Source organism: Shewanella sp. SM71, from assembly GCF_025653905.1.
In the GTDB taxonomy this organism is placed as follows: domain Bacteria; phylum Pseudomonadota; class Gammaproteobacteria; order Enterobacterales; family Shewanellaceae; genus Shewanella; species Shewanella oncorhynchi.
In genome coordinates this window covers 24861-44276 of record NZ_JAKKRW010000024.1, presented here as the reverse complement: position 1 = coordinate 44276, position 19416 = coordinate 24861, and the positions used below count along the sequence as shown (strand labels likewise).

Below are 19416 nucleotides of genomic sequence, written 5' to 3'. Positions count from 1 at the left end.
CCCTTAAACCGCTTGTTTCTTGAATAGCTCCCTAAAGACAGGGTAAATATCTTCGGCTTGACGTATATGCTGCACGGCGATGTTGTCGTAATGCTGTTGCAGGGATTCATATTCGCGCCACAGGGTTTGATGGGCGCGATTGGTGATTTCGATATAGCTGTAGTAGCGCACGAGTGGCAATATTTTTTGTTCTAACAATTGCCTACAGGTAGGTGAATCGTCAGCCCAGTTATCACCGTCGGATGCTTGGGCTGCGTAAATATTCCACTCATCGGCGGGGTAGCGGGCTTGTTGAATTTCATGCATTAATTTCAATGCACTGGACACTATGGTGCCGCCTGTTTCTTGCGAGTAAAAGAACTCGTGTTCATCGACTTCTTTGGCTTGGGTATGGTGGCGAATGTAAACCACTTCTAAATTTTTATAGGTACGGGTGAGGAACAGATACAGCAAGATATAGAAGCGTTTTGCCATATCTTTAGTTGCCTGATCCATAGAACCAGACACATCCATTAAACAGAACATCACAGCTTGACTAGAAGGGATTTCCCTTTTGGAATAGTTATTAAAGCGTAGATCGAAGGTATCGATAAACGGCACTCTGGCAATCTTTTGTTTTAACTCCTCAATTTGGGCTTTTAAATCCAAAATCAACTCGGCCTTAGTGCCTGGAATATTTTCCAGTTCGGCAAGTTCTTGTTCTAACTCTTTTAATAGTTTCTTTTTACTGGCAGACATAGCAATGCGACGAGCAAGGGATGAACGTAATGAACGGACAATATTGATGTTAGCGGGGACGCCATCATTGGTGAACCCAGCACGGTAGATTTGGTATTCCACCAGTTTATTGAGGCGATTTTTTTGTAGATTGGGGAGTTCTAAGTCCTCAAACAATAACTCTAGATACTCGTCTTTAGAGATTTCGAACACAAAGTCATCGTCGCCTTCACCCGAGTTTGAGGCCTCACCTTTGCCCGAACCGCCGCCTGAACCACCAGGTGGTCGGTCAATTTTATCGCCACGGGTAAATTGGTCATTACCGGGATGCACTCTATCCCTGACACCGCCTTTGCCTTGGTGAAACATAGGTTCACTGATATCCCGTGTTGGGATACTGATTTTTTCGCCTTTATCTACATCCGTTACGCTGCGACGAGTCACTGCATCGCTGACGGCTTTTTTAATTTGTTGCTTATATCTATTGATAAAGCGTTGGCGGTTGACTGTGCTTTTTCCTTTCGCATTCAACCGTCTATCGATAAAGTTCGCCATACGCACCTCCCAAAACCCAGCGAAGGCTTTGGCAACACCAAAGCCCTGTACTTAGTTAGCGCAAGTTTAAGAAGATTTACGAACTCGTAAATACCACTCAGACAAGAGTCGGACTTGTTTTTTGGTATAGCCTTTCTCCATCATGCGATTGACGAAATCATCGTGTTTGCGTTGATCGTCGTTCGACGTTTTGGCGTTAAAGGAAATAACAGGCAGTAAATCTTCTGTGTTGGAGAACATTTTCTTCTCGATCACAGTGCGAAGTTTCTCGTAGCTGGTCCATAGCGGATTGTTACCCTCATGGTTCGCGCGGGCGCGCAGCACAAAGTTAACGATTTCATTACGGAAATCTTTAGGATTGCTAATCCCCGCGGGCTTCTCAATCTTCTCAAGTTCAGCATTGAGGGCGGCGCGGTCGAATAGCTGACCTGTTTCTGGGTCGCGGTATTCTTGATCTTGGATCCAAAAATCGGCGTAAGTGACATAGCGGTCGAAGATATTTTGGCCATATTCAGAGTAAGACTCTAAGTAAGCGGTTTGAATTTCTTTACCGATAAACTCCACATATTTAGGGATCAAATAACCTTTTAGGAATTCAAGATAACGTTCGGCGGTATCGCCGGGGAACTGTTCTTGTTCAATTTGTCGTTCGAGGACATAGAATAAATGTACTGGGTTGGCGGCGATCTCTGAATGGTCGAAGTTAAATACCCGCGACAAAATCTTAAAGGCGAAACGGGTGGATAGTCCATTCATGCCTTCATCGACACCTGCGTAATCACGGTATTCTTGGTAAGACTTAGCCTTAGGATCGGTATCTTTCAGGCTTTCACCGTCATATACCCGCATCTTAGAGTAGATGGAAGAGTTTTCAGGCGGCTTGATGCGTGACAACACACTAAATTGCGCTAAGGTTTCTAAGGTGCCGGGAGCGCAGGGCGCTTTCGATAACTCAGAGTTGATTAGCAGTTTTTGATAGATTTGCAGCTCTTCTGAGACCCGTAAACAGTAGGGCACTTTGACTATGTAAACACGGTCGAGGAAGGCTTCGTTGTTTTTGTTGTTTTTGAAGGTTGACCACTCGGACTCGTTTGAGTGAGCCAGAATAATCCCGCTATAGGGCAAGGCCGATAAGCCTTCTGTGCCGTTATAGTTACCTTCCTGAGTTGCAGTCAGTAGTGGATGCAGCACTTTAATGGGTGCCTTAAACATCTCGACGAATTCCATCACCCCTTGGTTTGCACGGCACAATGCGCCTGAATAGGCGTAAGCATCGGGATCATCTTGGGAGAAATGTTCGAGTTGCCGAATATCGACTTTACCGACAAGGGACGAAATATCTTGGTTGTTTTCATCACCGGGTTCAGTTTTCGCTATTGCCACTTGGTCCAGAATGGATGGAAAGACTTTTACCACGCGAAATTTGGAGATATCGCCACCAAACTCATGCAGACGTTTTACCGCCCAAGGCGACATGATAGTTTTCAGATAACGGTTGGGAATGTTGAATTCCTCTTTTAACAGCTGTCCATCTTCTTCCACATCAAACAGGCAGAAGGGGTGATCGTTGACTGGGCTGCGGACTCCATTCGCGCTCAGAATGTAAATGGGCACTTTTTGCATTAGGGCTTTGAGTTTTTCGGCGAGTGATGACTTACCGCCGCCCACTGGGCCCAGTAGGTATAGAATTTGTTTGGATTCTTCTAATCCTTGAGCCGAGTGCTTTAGGTAAGCCACAATTTGCTCTATGGCGTCTTCCATGCCGAAGAAATCTTTAAATGCGGGATAGCGTGAAATAAGTCGATTCGAAAAAATACGGCTAAGTGTTGGATTTTTTGCGGTATCAATGACTTCTGCTTCACCAATTGCAAGCAGTAGTCGCTCTGATGCTGACATGTAAGCGCTGCGATCTCCCTTGCAGATGTCCAGAAACTCCTGCAAAGAATATTCTTCATCGAGTTTTTGTTCGTAGCGCTTTTGGTAATGCTCGAAAATGCCCATATAAACCCCCTGAAACGCCAGTGATGTCATGGAACGGATAACTGGCTAGCCAGCCTCCTACTCTAATCTTAGACACAAACTCACTATCTGTGTCAAAAAAATATCAAATAAAAACAATAACAAATAGTTGCAAACGCAATTATTGCACTTGTAGTTAGCGGAGGATAAATCGGTAGGATAAGGGATGGGCGGCGAACGAGGGGCATAAAAAAAGAGCCTCTAGGGCTCTTTTTACTGGGATTAACCCACTGCTTATTCGGCAGTAAACAACGTTAGGTTAAATGAATTAACCTGCGAAGTTTTGGTTAACGAAGTCCCAGTTAACTAATTGCCAGAAGTGGGCAAGATAGTCAGGACGCACGTTACGGTAATCGATGTAGTAAGCGTGTTCCCACACGTCAACTGTCATGATTGGCGTTACTGTGCTATCAGTCAGTGGCGTCGCTGCATTGCTAGTGTTAACGATAGCAAGAGTGCCATCGGCTTTTTTCACTAACCATGTCCAAGCGCTACCGAAGTTGTTTACTGCTGAATCAGTAAATTGCGCTTTGAATGCGTCGAATGAACCGAAAGCGGCATTGATTGCATCAGCAACTGGGCCTGTTGGTTCGCCGCCAGCATTAGGGGCTAAGCAGTTCCAGTAGAAAGTGTGGTTCCACACTTGAGCTGCGTTGTTAAATACGCCACCCGTAGAAGTCTTGATGATATCTTCTAAAGATTTACCAGCGAAATCAGTTCCTTCGATTAAGCCGTTTAGCTTCACAACATAAGTATTGTGGTGCTTGCCGTAGTGGTATTCTATGGTTTCTTGAGAAATGTGTGGTTCTAGTGCGTTCTTTGCATATGGTAATGCGGGTAATTCGAAAGCCATTAGTATCTCTCCATGGTCTTAGGTTATCGTTTCTTAAACGTGCTCACTTAGGACTATTGTACCGATAAAATTTGTGATGTGAATCATTGTTTAGCTAATTGACTAGATAGACGCCATCGAAAAATCAAATGTCGACATAACCTTACAAACTGTGGGATTTTGTTCTGCGTCTAGCTGACGTACAATAGTCGCATTGAGTCAACGTCATCCTACTTAGGAATCAAAATGGAAACAGTAGAGAAAATTAAGCAGCAGATCACGGAAAACCCTATCATTGTTTATATGAAAGGCTCTCCTAAGTTACCAAGCTGTGGCTTCTCGTCACAGGTAGCTCAGATCATGATTAACTGCGGCGAGCAGTTTGCATTCGTGGATATTCTTCAGCATCCAGACATTCGCGCAGAATTACCTAAGTTTGCTAACTGGCCGACTTTCCCACAATTGTGGATTGAAGGTGAGTTGATTGGTGGCTGTGATATCGTCGTGGACATGTTCCAAAAAGGCGAATTACAACCTTTGATTAAAGCTGCTGCCGCTAAGATCAAGACTGAGGAGTAAGAGTTAATTCTTACTTCATAAAAATATTGCTTCATAAAAAAGCCGCCGTGATTGATATCACGGCGGCTTTTTTATGGTGGTTTCTTAAGAAACGATCACTTTTATAAAGTGGTCATTTTTCAACGACCTACTTCTAAATTGATCGTGTCTTCAAGCCGTGATTAATGAGGTGTCACATCAGACTCGTGGTGTTTATTGTGTGGCTTAGTCGCGGGTAATAGTAAGTTCATGGTAATAGCGACAATACCGCACAAGCTAATACCAGTCAGACTGAATGAACCTATGCCAAATGCCATGCCGCCGATACCAAAGACTAAGGTAACACCGACAATACTTAAATTACGTGGCTCTGATAAATCCACATGATTACGAATAAGGGTGTTGAGGCCAACTGCGGCAATGGAACCAAATAGCAAACACATGATACCGCCCATCACTGGGACGGGGATAGTTTGCATCAGCGCACCGAGTTTGCCAACGAAGGCTAAAGTGATGGCGGTAATGGCAGTCCAAGTCATGATCTTAGGATCAAAATTTCGGGTTAAAGTTACTGCACCTGTCACTTCTGAGTAAGTTGTGTTCGGTGGACCACCAAAGGCTGCGGCTGCAATTGTGGCAATCCCGTCACCCGTTAGCGTGCGATGCAGGCCGGGTTTTTTCATAAAATCTTTACCCGTGACGTTGGATATCGCCAGAATATCACCTATATGTTCTACCGCAGGGGCGATTGCCACTGGGATCATAAATGCGATGGCATACCAGTTTAATTCTGGCGCGACAAATTTAGGAATAGCAATCCAACTTGCAGCGGTCACGACTGCAAAATCAACAATACCAAAGGCTAGGCTTAAACTGTAACCTACTATAATACCTGCTAAAATAGGCATCACTTTGAGGAGGCCCTTTGCGAAAATGGCCACCGCGATAGTGGTACCAAGCGATGCGAGCGAAATAAATAACGCCGTATTTGTAGCGACTAAAGTCAAGCTACCATCACCACTCTTGCCTAATGCCATATTCACCGCCACGGGGGCTAAGCCAAGGCCGATAATAATGATTACGGGTCCCACTACGACAGGGGGCAATAGTCTGTGAATAAAGTCAGTACCGCGCACTTTAACCAAGGCGCCGAGCATGACGTAGACCACGCCCGCGGCCATAATGCCGCCCATTGTGGATGGAATTCCCCAAGTCTGCACGCCATAAAGTATGGGGGCAATAAAGGCGAAGGAAGATGCGAGGAAGATAGGCACTTGGCGTTTAGTAATCAATTGGAAGAGTAGGGTACCGATACCTGCGGTAAACAATGCCACACTGGTGTCGAGCCCTGTAAGTAGCGGCATTAGTACTAGGGCACCGAAGGCCACAAATAGCATTTGCGCGCCCTGTAGGGGGATAGCGAGTCGTCTCATTTATTATTCTCGTTAATTTAGGGTAAACCGCCAAATGATAACAGTTTGTTGGATTTTGAGCAGGAGAAAATCGCCTGTTTTGCCGACGTTGATCACTGTTTGGGTTTTCTGTGCTGTGGCAGGCTCGGAAATGGGGCTAAATTTTGGCAAGACTCGCTTAAGGCGCTAACTATGGTACAATTTGCCTCATCTGACGCTACTTCAACTACTCAAAGATGCTGAAATTCCTATTGAAGCCGAGCTTAATTGCATTTCTATATTGTCTGTTCACGATTAATAGCGTCAATGCTGTTGAGGTGAGTAAATTAGATGAGGCCAATGTGCCTGTGTCTTCGCGCGCAGTTGCTGAACGCGACAAAGCCTTAAAAAGTGCACTTGAGCAAGTCATTATCAAGAACACTGGGACGGCGCGATCCCTCGATAACAGCCTAATCCAATCTCAGCTCAGTAATCCTGATACCTTGCTGAGCCAGTATGGTTATATCGAGCAAAATGGCCAATTGCTGTTGACCGCGAGTTTTGAGCACCGCCGCATAGTGGCGTTACTGCGCCAGGCACAATTGCCTGTTTGGGGAACTCAACGCCCGCTGACCTTATTTTGGGTCGCTATGCCTGGTGATGGCGACACTATGATATTGGGTGACTCATCTGCGTTAGCCGAACGTAAGATTTTTAGCGATTTTTCCTATGCCCGCGGTATACCTGTACTCTTGCCTATCTTAGATCTTGATGAGTTGATGGGTATAAATCCTAACGATATTAAAGGGATGTTTGCCGACATCGTGGCGAGTGTATCTGGCCGCTATCAAGCTGACTTTTTGGCGCTAGTGGCAATTGATGCCGCCGGGAATCAGGTTCGTTATCGTTTAAATCTTTATACTAAGGCTACCATTGACTCTTTGACGCCACCGTTATTCAGTTACAACGGTACTGCTGAAAATTCGGCCCAAGCGATTACCGCTATGATGGCGGCGTTAGGTGAATACTATTTTACTAAGTATGCGATTGCCGATACTGGTACTCAGCTTGGTGCGAGTGTTACCTTCGTTAATATCCAAAAAATGGCGCAATTAGTTGAAGTTGAAAAATATTTGAAGCAACTCAGCGCGATTAAAAATGCCACGTTAACGCATATTCAAGGTAACACCGTGACTTTCTCGTTAGATTTATTTGGCTCAGAGACGGATTTACAACGCTTATTAAGCTTAGAGCCGCGTATTTCTGTGGTCGCACCTGTGAGTGCAGGTGAATTTAGCCCTGTCTCTAATCAAGCTGGCAAACCTGTGTATGAATGGCGTTTACATTAAGATGTTATCGGCCGTGCTTAGTTAAGCACGGCATTGTTTTTATTTAATATTGAGAAGACCGAGTGCCCTTAAACTCACCTCTGCAACTCTCGTTACCTGTGCATTTGCCAGACGACGAAACCTTTAATAGTTATTACCCCGCCGCGGGTAATGATGAACTTATTCAAAAATTGAGAGCGAATGCCGAAGGGCATGGTGAAGCCGCCATCTATTTGTGGGGCCCAGTTAAATCGGGTCGAACCCATTTAATGCACGCTGCTTGCGCGCACGCTAATGAAGTGGAGCGTCGCAGCTTTTATATTCCCTTAGGCATACATGCGAGTATTTCGACCGCATTGCTTGAAGGCCTAGAACAGTTGGATTTGGTTTGTATCGATGATGTCGATGCCATCGCCGGCCACCCCGTTTGGGAAGAGGCGATTTTTGATCTCTACAATCGCGTCGCAGAAAATAAGAATTGCGCCTTAGTGGTCAGCGGCAGCTCGTCTCCTGCGGATGCTGGGTTCCTCTTGCCAGATCTTGTTTCACGTATGCAATGGGGGTTGAATTACCAACTGCAACCCATGGCAGATGATGAAAAACTTGCCGCACTGCAACGCCGCGCAGCTATGCGTGGCCTGCAATTACCGGAAGATGTCGGGCGTTTTTTACTGAACCGTATGGCGCGGGATTTGCGTACCTTGTTTGATGTATTGGATAAGTTAGATAAGGCCTCATTAGTGCATCAGCGTAAGCTCACGATTCCGTTTGCTAAAGAGATGCTACACCTTTAGATACAGCATGGCTTGTGTTCGTTCTGAAGATACAAAACCTACTGGCATTAAAGCCAAAAAGAGTAAAGCCCGTCATGTTGAATACATACGGGCTTTTGTTTATCTAAAATTTAAAACGCTATTGTTGTGGATGTTGGTGACGGTCACCACTTAAGCGAAGTTCGGCTTCAAAACGAGACTCGGCATTAATTGCAGTTGCATTGCTTTGGCCTTTGAGCTGCGTATTCGCAGGCGATATTGCTAATGTTTGACGCCAGCTTTGACCTTGCACCATATTAATTGGCTCGGGTAGGCTTTCGACCAGACTGATCCCATTAAGCTCTGGCAGCATTTCATCAATCACCAACGCAGCGCGATTTTCTAGACTGTCTTGCGCAATTCGTCCCCTTTGTCCCCAGTCAATAATCAGCGAATCCGCAGTCAAAATCGCAGGTTTATTGGTGACGGCGACATCACGCAATATTTGATAGCGATAACTCATCATGGCTTCCTCAAATAACATGGCCGTGTCTTCACGGGTACTGGAATAGGCATAGAAGTCGCTGGCGATATCGGTAGAAAAGAAAGTACTGACATCCGATGCTTGATAGGTCTTTTGCACATTACTCGCCGCTGCGCCGAGGAAACTAACATTGGCAAGTCCCATCATTTCAGTGCTCGTTAATGGGTAGGTTTTGCTGACTTGATCTGAAATTAGACTCTTGCTGGCATTGCGGCGGCGGTAGTCATCTAACAGTCTTGGCCCTGTGAGTGTGGCATGCACGCTGCGTGGAAAAAAGTCATTGGCATGGGCGAGCTCGTGGTACAACAAGGAGGCCAGATCGGGATTGATTTGCGCTAATGTGCGGTTTGCTCTGACTGTGATAGGCACGCCAAGGGAGGCAAATTGGTTATCTTTCACATAACGCCAAGGCATCACAAAGTTAAGATCATTTCCGAAATTACTGCGGTAATCCGGCGCTTCATTAATCGTGTCGCGCTGGCTTGGCGTAAGCCATAAATCATTGGGATCGAGATAAATCGCCCCTGTAACTACCCAATAAAAAGAAGGGCGTACATCATAGCTAATCACCACGGCCGTGACGGATTGTAACAGGCGGGCAAAATCGCTGTTGGGGTCCATCTGGGCTAAGAAAGCGGCAAAGTTATCGCCCATCCAGTCGTGTGAAACCAGTACACGATTTAGAATGGTCTCACGATTTAGATCGCTTGAGGTTTGACCTATCAAAGGTAAGGTATTGATAGTGCAGCTATCATTAAGCTGATTGGAGTAAACACAGTTTGCTAGCACATTGGCGTAAGGTGAAGTCGGACGATAGGCATGGGTGCGCGCAACTGGGGTATCGAAGTATGGCGAACTGATCGCTGGCGCTGAGGTTGTTAGCACAAAGACATCATCGCTAAGCTGATTGCCATTGACGTTGGCATTCACTTTGAGGCGAGTGATTGTATCCTGAGTGACCGTTGGCGCGGTAAACAAGGGTCTAAACGGATCGCTCACATCGACCATTAAATCTGGGCCAGATGCTACACACCAAGAGATATTTGCTGCGCTTAATTCCGATTGTTGCCCGAGTCTTAAACTCACATTATTGCCTTCAACCACTTGGTGATCTTGACGGACGTTTAGCATACCCGTCGATGCGGGATCGACATTAATACCAATTTCTCCGGAGACATCTAGATTACTGCCCGTCACATGCAAGCTAAAACGGTAGCCGCCTGTGGTGGGAGTATCAAGGGCTAATACCGGGCTGTTTTGACTGACGAGTGCTATGTTAGGGCCATCGATTTGCTGCCAACGGAAGGTTAAGTCTTGGCTGTCACGATTTAGGATATTGGCAATGATAGTACTAGATTGACCCGCCACATAATTTTGCTCGGTTTGAAAGCGAATTGAGGATGACGTGGTGGTAATGAGTGGCGAAATGCTATCTGTGCAGCGTGCTAGTGAGGTGGAGGGGGGCGTGACTACACTATCATCTGGTTTACTATCACCACCACCCCCGCATGCCGCAAGTAGGCCAGAGCAAGCCATAAATCCGAAAAATTTCAGTGGTATCGACATTCCCATTACACCATTCTCCCTTGCTAACTCTGCTGTGCTATTTAGACTTTTGTGGCGTCATGGGACGCTTATACTGTGAGAAACTGACTATAGCACGGGTACTTAGTTGCAAAAAGTCAGTGTAAGTATAATAAGTGTTAATTTTGTCGTGATGGGAATTGACGTCGGAACAGAGGTTGAAACTAAGGTTGAAATGGATATTCAGACTGAGATCATAAGGGATATTTGAGCCAAGGTTTGGCCTTCTAATATAAAAAATGCCGCCATACCCAGCAAGGTTAAACGGCACTGAAAATACATTGAACTGACTATTCTTTAGATTTTTTCTTCAGGCCTAATCCCAGTTCACGACCACGTATGCGGGCATAAAATGGGAAAGCGATTAGCAGTACGCCAATCAATAATACTTCGATTAAGGCAAAAGCGAAGGCGTCATTGGTGACATAAAGCAGGGTGAGCCCATGTAACATATATAAGCACAGAATAAAACTTGCCCAAGCGTAAGTGTATGGATTACCTTGGAAAACACCCTTTGCGGGTAGTAATAACGGCACTATCCATAAGAGACTAAATAGCAGGGTGTATTCACCGCTAATCCCTTGGCCAACAAACCAACCGCCTAATAGCAGCACTAGCGCAAAGTAGCCTAAACGGCTAAGGATAAATAAGGTGTTGGACGTCATAAGTCTACCTAAGGGTTGAAAATAAAAGCCATTTTGGTTTAAAAATCATGGATTAAAGAATAGTGAGCACATTCTCAGGAGGACGGCCGATGGCTGCGCTTTGATTGGCGAGCACAATTGGCCGTTCGATGAGTTTAGGAGTGTTGACCATAGCCTCAATCAACTGCAATTCTGTTAGTGATGAGTCTGCAAGTCCCAAGGCTTGATATTCTGCTTCCTTGGTGCGCATTAATTCGCGAGCACTTATGCCTAGTTTAGCCAGAATGTCGCCGATGTCTTTAGCCGTAGGGGGATTTTTTAAGTATTCCACTAGGGTAATGTCGCAGCCTTGTTGCTCGAGTAAAGCTAAGGTTTCACGGCTTTTTGAACAACGTGGGTTATGGTAAATCGTCGCTTGGGTCATAGTACTAGAGGCTCAATACGGGCTGAAATAACAATGGCGCGGATAATAACAGAAAAAACCGCGCCCCGTCAGTGTGTTCGGGGCGCATAAATGGGTTATTGTCTTTAATCTATTTGTAAAACAACTTATTACTTAAGCGCATCCATTTCTTTATCAGCCATTTTAAACTGGCGAATACGTGCTTCAATACGTGCAAGCTGTAATGGATTATTTTCGGATGCACGGTAGGCAAAGTTAAGTTGATCGATTGCGCCCTTATAGTTAGCACCTAAGGCCATCAGCTCTGCGGTGGAAAAATATTCCAATGCTTGGTTGCCGGTTTTTTTATACACCATAGTCAACAATTGATAGGGCAGTTCATTTTGTTTATCGAGGAAAATCATATCCTCCAGCAAAGGAATTGCTTTGGGGGCTTGATCGGCTTCGATATATATATTGGCTAAGTTGGCATTGATCACTTGAGACGTTGGTTTCATTTTACGCTGGGCTTCGAGCATAGTAATCGCTTTTGCATAGTCCTTACGTTCGATCAGTAAATCAGATTTAGTGTCTATATAAAACAGGTTGTTATTATCGATTTTTAACAGTTCATCGACGATTTTTTCTGATTCATTAAACTTCTTCAATCTATATAAAGCCAGCGCTTTGCCATAAAGTGCTGCCTCTTTGAAGGTATAGGTCTGTTTGTTGAGCTGCCGATCAAACATGCTTAATACTGCTTCGTCGCTATAGCTGGAAAAACGGACTTGAATACGAGCTTTTGCTAGCTGAAAATTAAGATTATCAGGGATATAACGTTTAGGGTATTGCTCGGCACGGTTACGGGCTTCAGTGATCCGCGATTCAGGTAATGGGTGAGTTAATAACATTTGTGGTGGTGTTGTGGTAAAGCGATAACGACTGGCTAATTTACCAAAGAAATCCGCCGCAGCATTGGGATTAAAGCCTGCATCCACTAGAATTTGCATTCCGATGCGATCGGCTTCCTTTTCATGCAAACGGGTGTAGTTGATTTTCGATTGTGTCGCCATGGCTTGGGTTGTCGCAAGCGCCGCCATACCTGCTTGTGGTACTGCAATAGTTAATAAAATGGCGCCGAGTAAACCGGCAATTGTTGCAGGATTACTTTTTTGCTGTGCTTCAAGTGATCGGGCAAGGTGACGTTGAGTAACGTGAGTCACTTCGTGGCCTAATACTGAAGCGAGTTCGCTTTCATTGTCGGCATTGAGAAATAAGCCTGTGTGCACGGCAACATGGCCGCCAAAGAAGGCGAAGGCGTTGATTTCATCATTTTGTAATAGGAAAAAATAAAACGGCGTTTTTACGCCTGTGGCATGGGCGACCAGTTTATTGCCAAGCTCGGTAAGATATTGACTCAACACGGGGTCATTTAGCATAGGTGCTGATGAGCGAATGATGCGCATATAAGCATCACCGTAAACCATTTCTTTTTCAAGGCTGAAGGTGTTAACTGCGGCCGTACCTAAATCCGGTAAGTCATTGTTGGCAAAGCTTTTGGCGGCGAAGGTTAGCAGCATCAAGGAGAGTGCGCCTGCAACAAAAGGTTTGAATCGAGTCAAAAAAGTCAAGTTACGCAAGCGGATCCTTTTATTTCTAATTATCTCAACTAAAGGCAGATACTGCACTTAGCTTGTAGTTTGAGGTGCAACTTAGGATAATGGCCCAAGTTCGTCTATAGCAAGTTCATTATGATTTTTATTGATTTAACGCTCTTTCGTTGTCCAGTACCCTTAGTGAAAGTGAAGCTTGCATTGAAGCCAATGCGAGAGGGTGAGCAGTTGCATATCTTACTCTCAGACTCTGGTTCGCGGCGAGATGTTCCCCAATATTTAAAAAAACAAGGGCATGTCGTGCAAGAGTTGCGTAATGATGCAGGTCTGTTAGCCTTGATGGTCACCAAAGTTGATCTATCTCAGGGATAAATTGAGGATTTTTATGTTTAAATCCTCTTAGACTAACATTAATCGCTTAATTCTGAGCCAGAGTGCCGCTCAGGCTCGGTTGTTTACTCCTATCAGTTTATTTTTGATTTAGCTGACGTGTAGGAGCGAAAGTCTAACTGAGTAAAGTCTCGAATAGCATCATGATAAATAAACTTTCCTGAGCGTTTGGGAAGCCTCGCCAACCATCACTATTGGAATGATCCATGTTTACTGTTTTTTCTCGTTGGTACCAAGAGCGCTTTAGTGATCCGCAAGCTGTGACCTTAATGGCTATTCTTGTCGGGCTCGCGCTAGTGATTTATTTTGCGGCAGGTTTACTTGCTCCGCTGTTGGTCGCTCTTGTGTTGGCATTTCTATTGGAATGGCCTGTGGCGCAAATGCTTAAATTGGGGATTAATCGCACCGCTGGTGCGTCCTTGGTTATTGTGTTGTTTTTGGGAATCGTGGTTTTACTGACATTTGGCTTAATTCCGAGTGTGTGGCGTCAAGGTGTTAGCTTAATTGCCGACTTGCCTAGCATGATTGATAAAGGCTTGCTGACAATACAAACGCTGATCAATCAATATCCACGATTTATCAATCCAGAGCAGTTAGATCTGATGGTTGGTGAGCTTAAAAAACTGCTCGATACTCAACATGTGTTGGATATTGCTAAGCAATTAATCGGTTATTCAGCTTCTTTACTCGTCTTGATGGTGTACGCGATTTTAGTCCCCTTACTGGTGTTTTTCTTTTTAAAAGATAAAGACCAACTGATTAGCGGCAGTAAGCGATTTTTTCCCGTAAATCGCCAGTTAGCCCGTAAAGTTTGGTTTGAAATGCACCAACAGATTTTTAATTACATTCGTGGCAAAGTGATCGAAATCGTGGTTGTTGGTGTCGCAACTTATATTTTGTTTGCCTTGATGGGACTGCGATATTCGGCGTTGCTTGGTGTGTTAACAGGGTTATCGGTATTGATCCCTTATGTCGGTGCAACCTTAGTTACATTACCTATCGCCCTAGTGGCATTTTTTCAGTGGGGTTTTAGTTCTGAATTTGGCTATTTAATGTTGGGTTACGGTATTATTCAGGCGCTCGACGGTAATTTACTCGTGCCTATTTTGTTCTCCGATGCGGTGGATTTACATCCGGTGATCATCATAGCGGCCGTTTTAGTCTTTGGCGGTTTATGGGGTGTATGGGGAGTATTCTTTGCCATTCCATTGGCATCGTTGGTCAAAGCCGTGATTAACGCTTGGCCTAAAACAGAGCTTGAGGCTGACAATAAACTTGATGCGAGTTGATGCTTACCTGTCTAACCGCCATTTGTATTATTGGTTATAGTGGGCTAGTTAACCGTTATCGCTAATTCCTCTTGGCATTTGAATTAAGTGCCAGAGGCGTTTGGGTTGAATGTTGTGCCTTCACAATTTAAAGCATCCTCGTCTAGTACTCTGTACCCATTCACTTATTGTCATTCCTTTTTATTATCACTTTGTCTTAAGTATCATCATGAATCGAGCTTTTAGTTTTAGATGAAGGGCATTTATTCTGTCGCTTGCCAGTTTAGGGATTTACATTATGTAGCCTCTAGGTTAGGTAGATGTAAAACTCTTATATAAGCATGTGGTTACATGATGCAGCGCACATTTTACCCTTGAGTATGTTGATAAAGTTGTGTCGCTTAGTTTGGGTTTGCTTATTCGTTCATCCTTAGCTAAGTTATATCGAGTCGTGCTATTTATTTTGGTTGAGAGATGGAAGTCACCCTGACAAGAATTTCCACTGACAATCGCCATTGGAGGATACTATTGTGAGCAAAAAACTATTAAGTGCGCTTTTCGGGGCAAGTCTTGCAGCGTTAGCGCTGTCGCCAACCGCATTTGCTGCAGATCAAAAATTGTCTGATTTCCATGCTGAGTCGGGTGGATGCGAAAGCTGTCATAAAGATGGTACACCTTCTGCGGATGGTGCTTTTGAATTTGCACAGTGCCAAAGTTGTCATGGTACCTATGCTGAAATGGACGCTGTGCATAAGCCACATGACGGTAATTTAGTCTGTGCAGATTGTCATGCGGTACATGATATGAATGTCGGTCAAAAACCTACCTGTGAAAGTTGCCATGATGATGGTCGTACCCCAGCAACTGTTCTGAAAAAATAATCTCAAAAATACGTTTAGAAAAGTTGGTATATACCTTCATGTCTAAATAAATAACGCCAGCAAATGCTGGCGTTATTTTTATCCGTTTACTAACCGATTACTCGTCTTTTGGCTGACCTTGGATGATCTTCTTGCCGGAGAACATGGCTGAAATAATCCCTGGTTGACGTTTTACTTCAGTATAAATCACCGCGAATACATGTAATAACATCAGCAGTAACAACACATAAACCGCATAGACGTGCACTTGACCTGCCAATCCTTTCATTGGTTTAAGTGCATCCGCTTTTTTTGCGTTCACACCCGTTGCATCATAGGGTTTTAAGCTTGTTGGTTCGACATTGGTATCGGCAAGATAGCTTTGTACAGCACTACCTAGCGGCGGATAATAAATATCTGTACCTGCACGCAAAAGTCCAGTGATCATTATGGTCACTAATAGCAACATGATGGCCAGCACGGCAAATTTACCTTTAGGGTTATGACCTAAATACTGCGGATTTTTCCCCGCGGCTAATTCAGTCTTATAAGCTATTAATTCGCTTTTGCTATTAGCATTGGGAAACATGTGGCTGAAACGCGCATATTTGTTACCGATAAAACCCCACACAAGGCGGACGATGAGGTTTATTGCGAACGCATATCCTATGCACACGTGTAAAGTTTTCAAGCCAATTTTACCTGTTAACTCAGATATGCCTAGCTCAGTGCGATACATCATGATGCCACCGACTAAGATGAGTGCGAGCACAAGAATGACATTAATCCAATGAAATAATCGCGTCGGTTTGTCCCACACAGGATAGGATTTTATTTCAAAAGCGGTGGGGTTACTGCTGGACATGGAATTTCCTTATTTTTTGTGTTGGTATGATCTTACGCTTTTATCCTAAAATTTCAGTAAATTTTTTCAGTTTCAATTAAGACTTCTGATTGATAGTGTAGTCAACGAAAGTGTTAGAAGTTTTTGATTTGCGTACGGTAAATATTTTTTACGTAAGTCTTTTTAATCTGTTTTATCTAATGCTAATATCGTGACCACGGTAGACTTGGAAGTCTATTGAACGGATGTTGAAGTCGTATTTGGAGGATCTTAGATCCTTAAAGTGAATAATCGTTAACCAGACAGGGAGTGAGCAGGATGTTCAAAATATTACATTGGATTGTAGTGTCACGATCGCAAGTATTGATGGAATTGCTCGCAGGACGTTGGCCGCAGGAGTTTCTCGTTAAGTTGACCCAAGTCAGCCCTGATGAGATGTGTGAGAAAATCAAAGATAATAATGCCTCCATGGTCGTGATCGATTTAGCGACTGTTGATCTTCAAAAAGCCCATCAATTTCAACGTTTACTTGCCCGTGAGCAACCTAGTGTGCGAGTTGTCTATTTACAGTTCCCTAAACAAGTGGATGCACGTTTCTTAATGCAAGCAGCCACAACTGCAGGGGTATTTTATCTCGATGCAGGTTTAACTGAGATAAGCCTCGGACTCTCGAATATTTTACGAGGTCATAGGGTCATCCCAATTCAGCTCATTAATGGGGTAAATGATGATTTTGGATTGTTCGAAGACACTGAACCGTTAACTATCCGTGAGCGTGAAGTATTACAAGCATTGTTGACGGGAAGTACTAATTTAGATATCGCCAATCAGTTGTTTGTCAGTGAAAGCACGATAAAAACCCATTTGTACCGAGTATTCCGTAAAATTGGAGTGTCTAGCCGTGGTCAAGCGATTGCGTGGGCACAAACCTATTTGCACGATGTGGTGGTTTAAGTCGATATCAGTATTGATATACAAACGGATATACGTTTAAGTTAATTCTTATCTCAGATAAAAGGGGCTAAAGCCCCTTTTATTATTTCTCAAAAGTAGTCTTAAGCCGAAAGCCTATTAACGTCCAAGCCAAGCCGCTATTTTGCTTTTGTCACGAATGGATAGGGCGACAGTATCCTTAGGCGCGGCAGTTATCATCAATTCACCCGTCATCAATTCATCCCGTCTAAACCAATGTAAATTCAACGATTCACCCAGCGGATACTGCTGTAGCTGCGCCTCAAATTGTCCTGTGACTTGTAGGTTATCCGCGGCAATTAACACATCACCTGCACTTAACCCTGCAAGGTGTGCAGGGCTGCCTTGGGTGACAGTCACGATTTTTAATCCTACAGGTGCTGCTTGGGTTTTCGCGCCAAAGGCTATGTCATAGCCTTTTAGTTGCCCGCCGCCCACATCCTGCGCACCTTGACTGGATCGAAGACTCAAGTTGACCCCAAATTCGGCAAGTAAAGCCGCTAACGGAATATCGTCAGTGCTATCTAAGTAGGCAAACAGATCTTGGCAATCACGACCAAGGAGTCGTTCCACGATGGCTTGATGGCAAGTATCTGTGGTGCCTTTATCTTGCTGAGCATATTCCTGCCATAAAATCTGCATAACATGGTCGAGATTGTATTTGCCCTGGGTTTCGCTGCGCAGGGTTAAATCTAAATACAGCGCAAACAGAGCCCCTTTAGTGTAATAACTGATGATGGCATTTTGTGCGTTTTCATCCTGCTTGTAGAACTTAGTCCAAGCATTAAAGCTTGAGTCCTTAACACTTTGTTTAAAGCGCCCCTGGCTGCGATAGACACGGGTGAAGGTCTCACTCAGCATATCTAAATAGCTTTGTTCATCTACCAGACCTGCACGATAGGTAAGAAAGTCATCGTAATAGGAGGTGATGCCTTCATAGGCCCATAATTGTGGCGTATAGGTTTCTGCCTCAAGTTTATAGGGTAAAAAGCATTCAGGCTTAATGCGCTTAACGTTCCAGCTGTGGAAATACTCGTGGCTGCACAGGGATAAATAAGTGCGATAGTCATTATTGATTGGCATATCTAGCGACAGCGGTAAGTCTTTGCGTGAACACATTAATGCAGTAGAAGCTCTGTGCTCTAAACCGCCAAAGCCATTGTCTAATACTGTGGTCATAAACAAATAATGTTTAAACGGTGCAGGCGTATCAAAGAAGTTAATCTGATACTCACAAATGGCCTTTAAATCTTGGCAGAGCCTTGGCATACAAGCACGGTGGCGACCATTGAGTACGATATCATGCCGCACGCCACAGGCATCAAAACTCCCTAAGGTGAATAAGCCCATTTCCACCGGATGATCGATGAGCTCGTCATAGCTTTTAGCTGAAAATTGGCCGAAGGCAAAATCGTCACCACTGGTGCGGGTCATGCTGGTCGCAAGGCGCCAGTCACTTAATGTTGACTCTGTGGGTGGATCTATAGAGACGGTGTGTAAAGTGTCTTCGAAACCATGGGCGGATAAAAATACGCTACTGCCGTTAAAGAAGCCGTGGGTCATGTCCAAATGCGCGGTGCGCACCGACAGATCCCAAGCATACACTTGATAAGTCAGAATAATTTCGCTGCTATTATTATCAACTGACCAAGTTTGCTTATCTAGTTGGGTGAGCTTAAGCGTTTGGCCTTGTGCATCTTGTGCCTTGAGTTCAATGATATTTTTGGCAAAGTCGCGCACCATGTAACTGCCTGGCAGCCAAGCGGGTAGGCTAAAGACCTGCACTGGCTTGGGTTGTGATAATGTCATAGTAACAGCGAATAAATGGGCTTTCGGATCGACGGGGATTATCTGGTAATGGATCATATTTATCCTGCAAAACCTGAGTGTTTTAATGGTGGCCATGCTGCCAAAAATGCCTGCAACTGGCAAATGAAAAACAAAATATCTGCAGACACAAAGTATTGAATTGTTAATATACCCAAGCAACCTGAAGATACGAGTTCAGAGCGCCTAGGGTGCTTCAATTCAAGGCGCATCAATGACAGAATGTCGGCCACCTTTTGAATTGATGCAACACGGGAGTGGAGTACCCTAGACGCTCCGTCCCGGCGGGTTTTAACGCACTTTATGCTGTGTTGGTTATTTTTAACTTAGCCCACT

General features: G+C 44.4%; 17 protein-coding genes. 7 read left to right on the top strand and 10 right to left on the bottom strand.

The annotated features are described in order from the left end of the window. Positions 1 to 3: 3 nt before the first annotated feature. The 3 genes from L5L97_RS19660 to sodB all read right to left on the bottom strand — a co-directional run bounded on the left by L5L97_RS19660 (position 4) and on the right by sodB (position 4144). Positions 4 to 1272 carry a YeaH/YhbH family protein gene (locus tag L5L97_RS19660; protein WP_006081286.1) on the bottom strand — a complete coding sequence of 423 codons (1269 nt, stop codon included), beginning with the start codon at positions 1270 to 1272 and terminating at the stop codon, positions 4 to 6. 66 nt (positions 1273 to 1338) lie between these two features. Next, positions 1339 to 3273: a PrkA family serine protein kinase gene (locus L5L97_RS19655; protein ID WP_105253139.1), complete on the bottom strand. Its 1935-nt coding sequence runs from the start codon at positions 3271 to 3273 to the stop codon at positions 1339 to 1341. Between the two features lie 286 nt (positions 3274 to 3559). Further along, positions 3560 to 4144 (bottom strand): superoxide dismutase [Fe], encoded by a 585-nt coding sequence (gene sodB / locus L5L97_RS19650; protein ID WP_028760317.1) that lies wholly within the window; start codon positions 4142 to 4144, stop codon positions 3560 to 3562. A 225-nt stretch (positions 4145 to 4369) separates the two neighbouring features. On the opposite strand from sodB, the gene grxD reads away from it, so the two are divergent. Further along, entirely contained in the window at positions 4370 to 4702 is a 333-nt protein-coding gene (gene grxD / locus L5L97_RS19645) for a Grx4 family monothiol glutaredoxin (RefSeq protein ID WP_011846572.1), read from the top strand. A 161-nt stretch (positions 4703 to 4863) separates the two neighbouring features. Here the strand turns inward: grxD and L5L97_RS19640 are convergent, their stop codons facing one another. Beyond that, a complete protein-coding gene (locus L5L97_RS19640; protein ID WP_028760316.1) occupies positions 4864 to 6114 on the bottom strand; it encodes a uracil-xanthine permease family protein in 1251 nt (416 codons plus the stop codon). Between the two features lie 215 nt (positions 6115 to 6329). Here L5L97_RS19640 and L5L97_RS19635 point away from each other — a divergent pair, with 215 nt between their 5' ends. Together L5L97_RS19635 and hda are read left to right on the top strand one after the other, a co-directional pair. Beyond that, positions 6330 to 7421: a DUF2066 domain-containing protein gene (locus L5L97_RS19635; protein ID WP_219250545.1), complete on the top strand. Its 1092-nt coding sequence runs from the start codon at positions 6330 to 6332 to the stop codon at positions 7419 to 7421. A gap of 62 nt (positions 7422 to 7483) precedes the next feature. After that, on the top strand, positions 7484 to 8194 hold the full coding sequence (gene hda / locus L5L97_RS19630; protein WP_168823935.1) for a DnaA inactivator Hda: 711 nt from the start codon (positions 7484 to 7486) through the stop codon (positions 8192 to 8194). A 118-nt stretch (positions 8195 to 8312) separates the two neighbouring features. On the opposite strand, the gene L5L97_RS19625 is transcribed toward hda, so the two are convergent. From L5L97_RS19625 to L5L97_RS19610, 4 genes are all read right to left on the bottom strand, one after another. Continuing rightward, positions 8313 to 10268 carry a hypothetical protein gene (locus L5L97_RS19625; protein ID WP_263181041.1) on the bottom strand — a complete coding sequence of 652 codons (1956 nt, stop codon included), beginning with the start codon at positions 10266 to 10268 and terminating at the stop codon, positions 8313 to 8315. 302 nt (positions 10269 to 10570) lie between these two features. After that, positions 10571 to 10945, bottom strand: coding sequence for a DUF2069 domain-containing protein (locus tag L5L97_RS19620; RefSeq protein ID WP_028760312.1), 375 nt, complete (start codon positions 10943 to 10945; stop codon positions 10571 to 10573). Positions 10946 to 10997: 52 nt separating this feature from the next. Further along, the gene (gene arsC, locus L5L97_RS19615; protein WP_105252827.1) at positions 10998 to 11348 is read right to left on the bottom strand and encodes an arsenate reductase (glutaredoxin); all 351 of its coding nucleotides are present in this window, start codon (positions 11346 to 11348) and stop codon (positions 10998 to 11000) included. 128 nt (positions 11349 to 11476) lie between these two features. Beyond that, the gene (locus L5L97_RS19610; RefSeq protein WP_173496555.1) at positions 11477 to 12946 is read right to left on the bottom strand and encodes a M48 family metalloprotease; all 1470 of its coding nucleotides are present in this window, start codon (positions 12944 to 12946) and stop codon (positions 11477 to 11479) included. A gap of 111 nt (positions 12947 to 13057) precedes the next feature. Between L5L97_RS19610 and L5L97_RS19605 the strand changes: the two genes are divergently transcribed. The 3 genes from L5L97_RS19605 to cctA all read left to right on the top strand — a co-directional run bounded on the left by L5L97_RS19605 (position 13058) and on the right by cctA (position 15458). Beyond that, a complete protein-coding gene (locus tag L5L97_RS19605) occupies positions 13058 to 13291 on the top strand; it encodes a sulfurtransferase TusA family protein (RefSeq protein WP_131523892.1) in 234 nt (77 codons plus the stop codon). A 224-nt stretch (positions 13292 to 13515) separates the two neighbouring features. Continuing rightward, the gene (locus L5L97_RS19600; RefSeq protein WP_028760308.1) at positions 13516 to 14598 is read left to right on the top strand and encodes an AI-2E family transporter; all 1083 of its coding nucleotides are present in this window, start codon (positions 13516 to 13518) and stop codon (positions 14596 to 14598) included. Positions 14599 to 15107: 509 nt separating this feature from the next. Beyond that, on the top strand, positions 15108 to 15458 hold the full coding sequence (cctA, locus tag L5L97_RS19595; RefSeq protein ID WP_105252823.1) for a tetraheme c-type cytochrome CctA: 351 nt from the start codon (positions 15108 to 15110) through the stop codon (positions 15456 to 15458). Between the two features lie 97 nt (positions 15459 to 15555). On the opposite strand, the gene L5L97_RS19590 is transcribed toward cctA, so the two are convergent. Then, positions 15556 to 16302 (bottom strand): cytochrome b/b6 domain-containing protein, encoded by a 747-nt coding sequence (locus L5L97_RS19590; RefSeq protein ID WP_263181038.1) that lies wholly within the window; start codon positions 16300 to 16302, stop codon positions 15556 to 15558. 297 nt (positions 16303 to 16599) lie between these two features. On the opposite strand from L5L97_RS19590, the gene L5L97_RS19585 reads away from it, so the two are divergent. Beyond that, positions 16600 to 17235 carry a LuxR C-terminal-related transcriptional regulator gene (locus L5L97_RS19585; RefSeq protein WP_028760305.1) on the top strand — a complete coding sequence of 212 codons (636 nt, stop codon included), beginning with the start codon at positions 16600 to 16602 and terminating at the stop codon, positions 17233 to 17235. Positions 17236 to 17352: 117 nt separating this feature from the next. Here L5L97_RS19585 and L5L97_RS19580 read toward each other — a convergent pair whose 3' ends face one another. Continuing rightward, complete coding sequence (locus tag L5L97_RS19580) at positions 17353 to 19119, bottom strand: M61 family metallopeptidase (protein WP_263181037.1); 1767 nt, start codon at positions 19117 to 19119, stop codon at positions 17353 to 17355. Positions 19120 to 19416: the final 297 nt, after the last annotated feature.

Bases quoted from the DNA above. Each gene is read 5' to 3' on its own strand.
- L5L97_RS19660 (WP_006081286.1), bottom strand. From the start codon at position 1,272: ATGGCGAACTTTATCGATAGACGGTTGAATGCGAAAGGAAAAAGCACA.
- L5L97_RS19655 (WP_105253139.1), bottom strand. From the start codon at position 3,273: ATGGGCATTTTCGAGCATTACCAAAAGCGCTACGAACAAAAACTCGAT.
- sodB (WP_028760317.1), bottom strand. From the start codon at position 4,144: ATGGCTTTCGAATTACCCGCATTACCATATGCAAAGAACGCACTAGAA.
- grxD (WP_011846572.1), top strand. From the start codon at position 4,370: ATGGAAACAGTAGAGAAAATTAAGCAGCAGATCACGGAAAACCCTATC.
- L5L97_RS19640 (WP_028760316.1), bottom strand. From the start codon at position 6,114: ATGAGACGACTCGCTATCCCCCTACAGGGCGCGCAAATGCTATTTGTG.
- L5L97_RS19635 (WP_219250545.1), top strand. From the start codon at position 6,330: ATGCTGAAATTCCTATTGAAGCCGAGCTTAATTGCATTTCTATATTGT.
- L5L97_RS19625 (WP_263181041.1), bottom strand. From the start codon at position 10,268: ATGGGAATGTCGATACCACTGAAATTTTTCGGATTTATGGCTTGCTCT.
- L5L97_RS19620 (WP_028760312.1), bottom strand. From the start codon at position 10,945: ATGACGTCCAACACCTTATTTATCCTTAGCCGTTTAGGCTACTTTGCG.
- arsC (WP_105252827.1), bottom strand. From the start codon at position 11,348: ATGACCCAAGCGACGATTTACCATAACCCACGTTGTTCAAAAAGCCGT.
- L5L97_RS19605 (WP_131523892.1), top strand. From the start codon at position 13,058: ATGATTTTTATTGATTTAACGCTCTTTCGTTGTCCAGTACCCTTAGTG.
- L5L97_RS19600 (WP_028760308.1), top strand. From the start codon at position 13,516: ATGTTTACTGTTTTTTCTCGTTGGTACCAAGAGCGCTTTAGTGATCCG.
- L5L97_RS19590 (WP_263181038.1), bottom strand. From the start codon at position 16,302: ATGTCCAGCAGTAACCCCACCGCTTTTGAAATAAAATCCTATCCTGTG.
- L5L97_RS19585 (WP_028760305.1), top strand. From the start codon at position 16,600: ATGTTCAAAATATTACATTGGATTGTAGTGTCACGATCGCAAGTATTG.
- L5L97_RS19580 (WP_263181037.1), bottom strand. From the start codon at position 19,119: ATGATCCATTACCAGATAATCCCCGTCGATCCGAAAGCCCATTTATTC.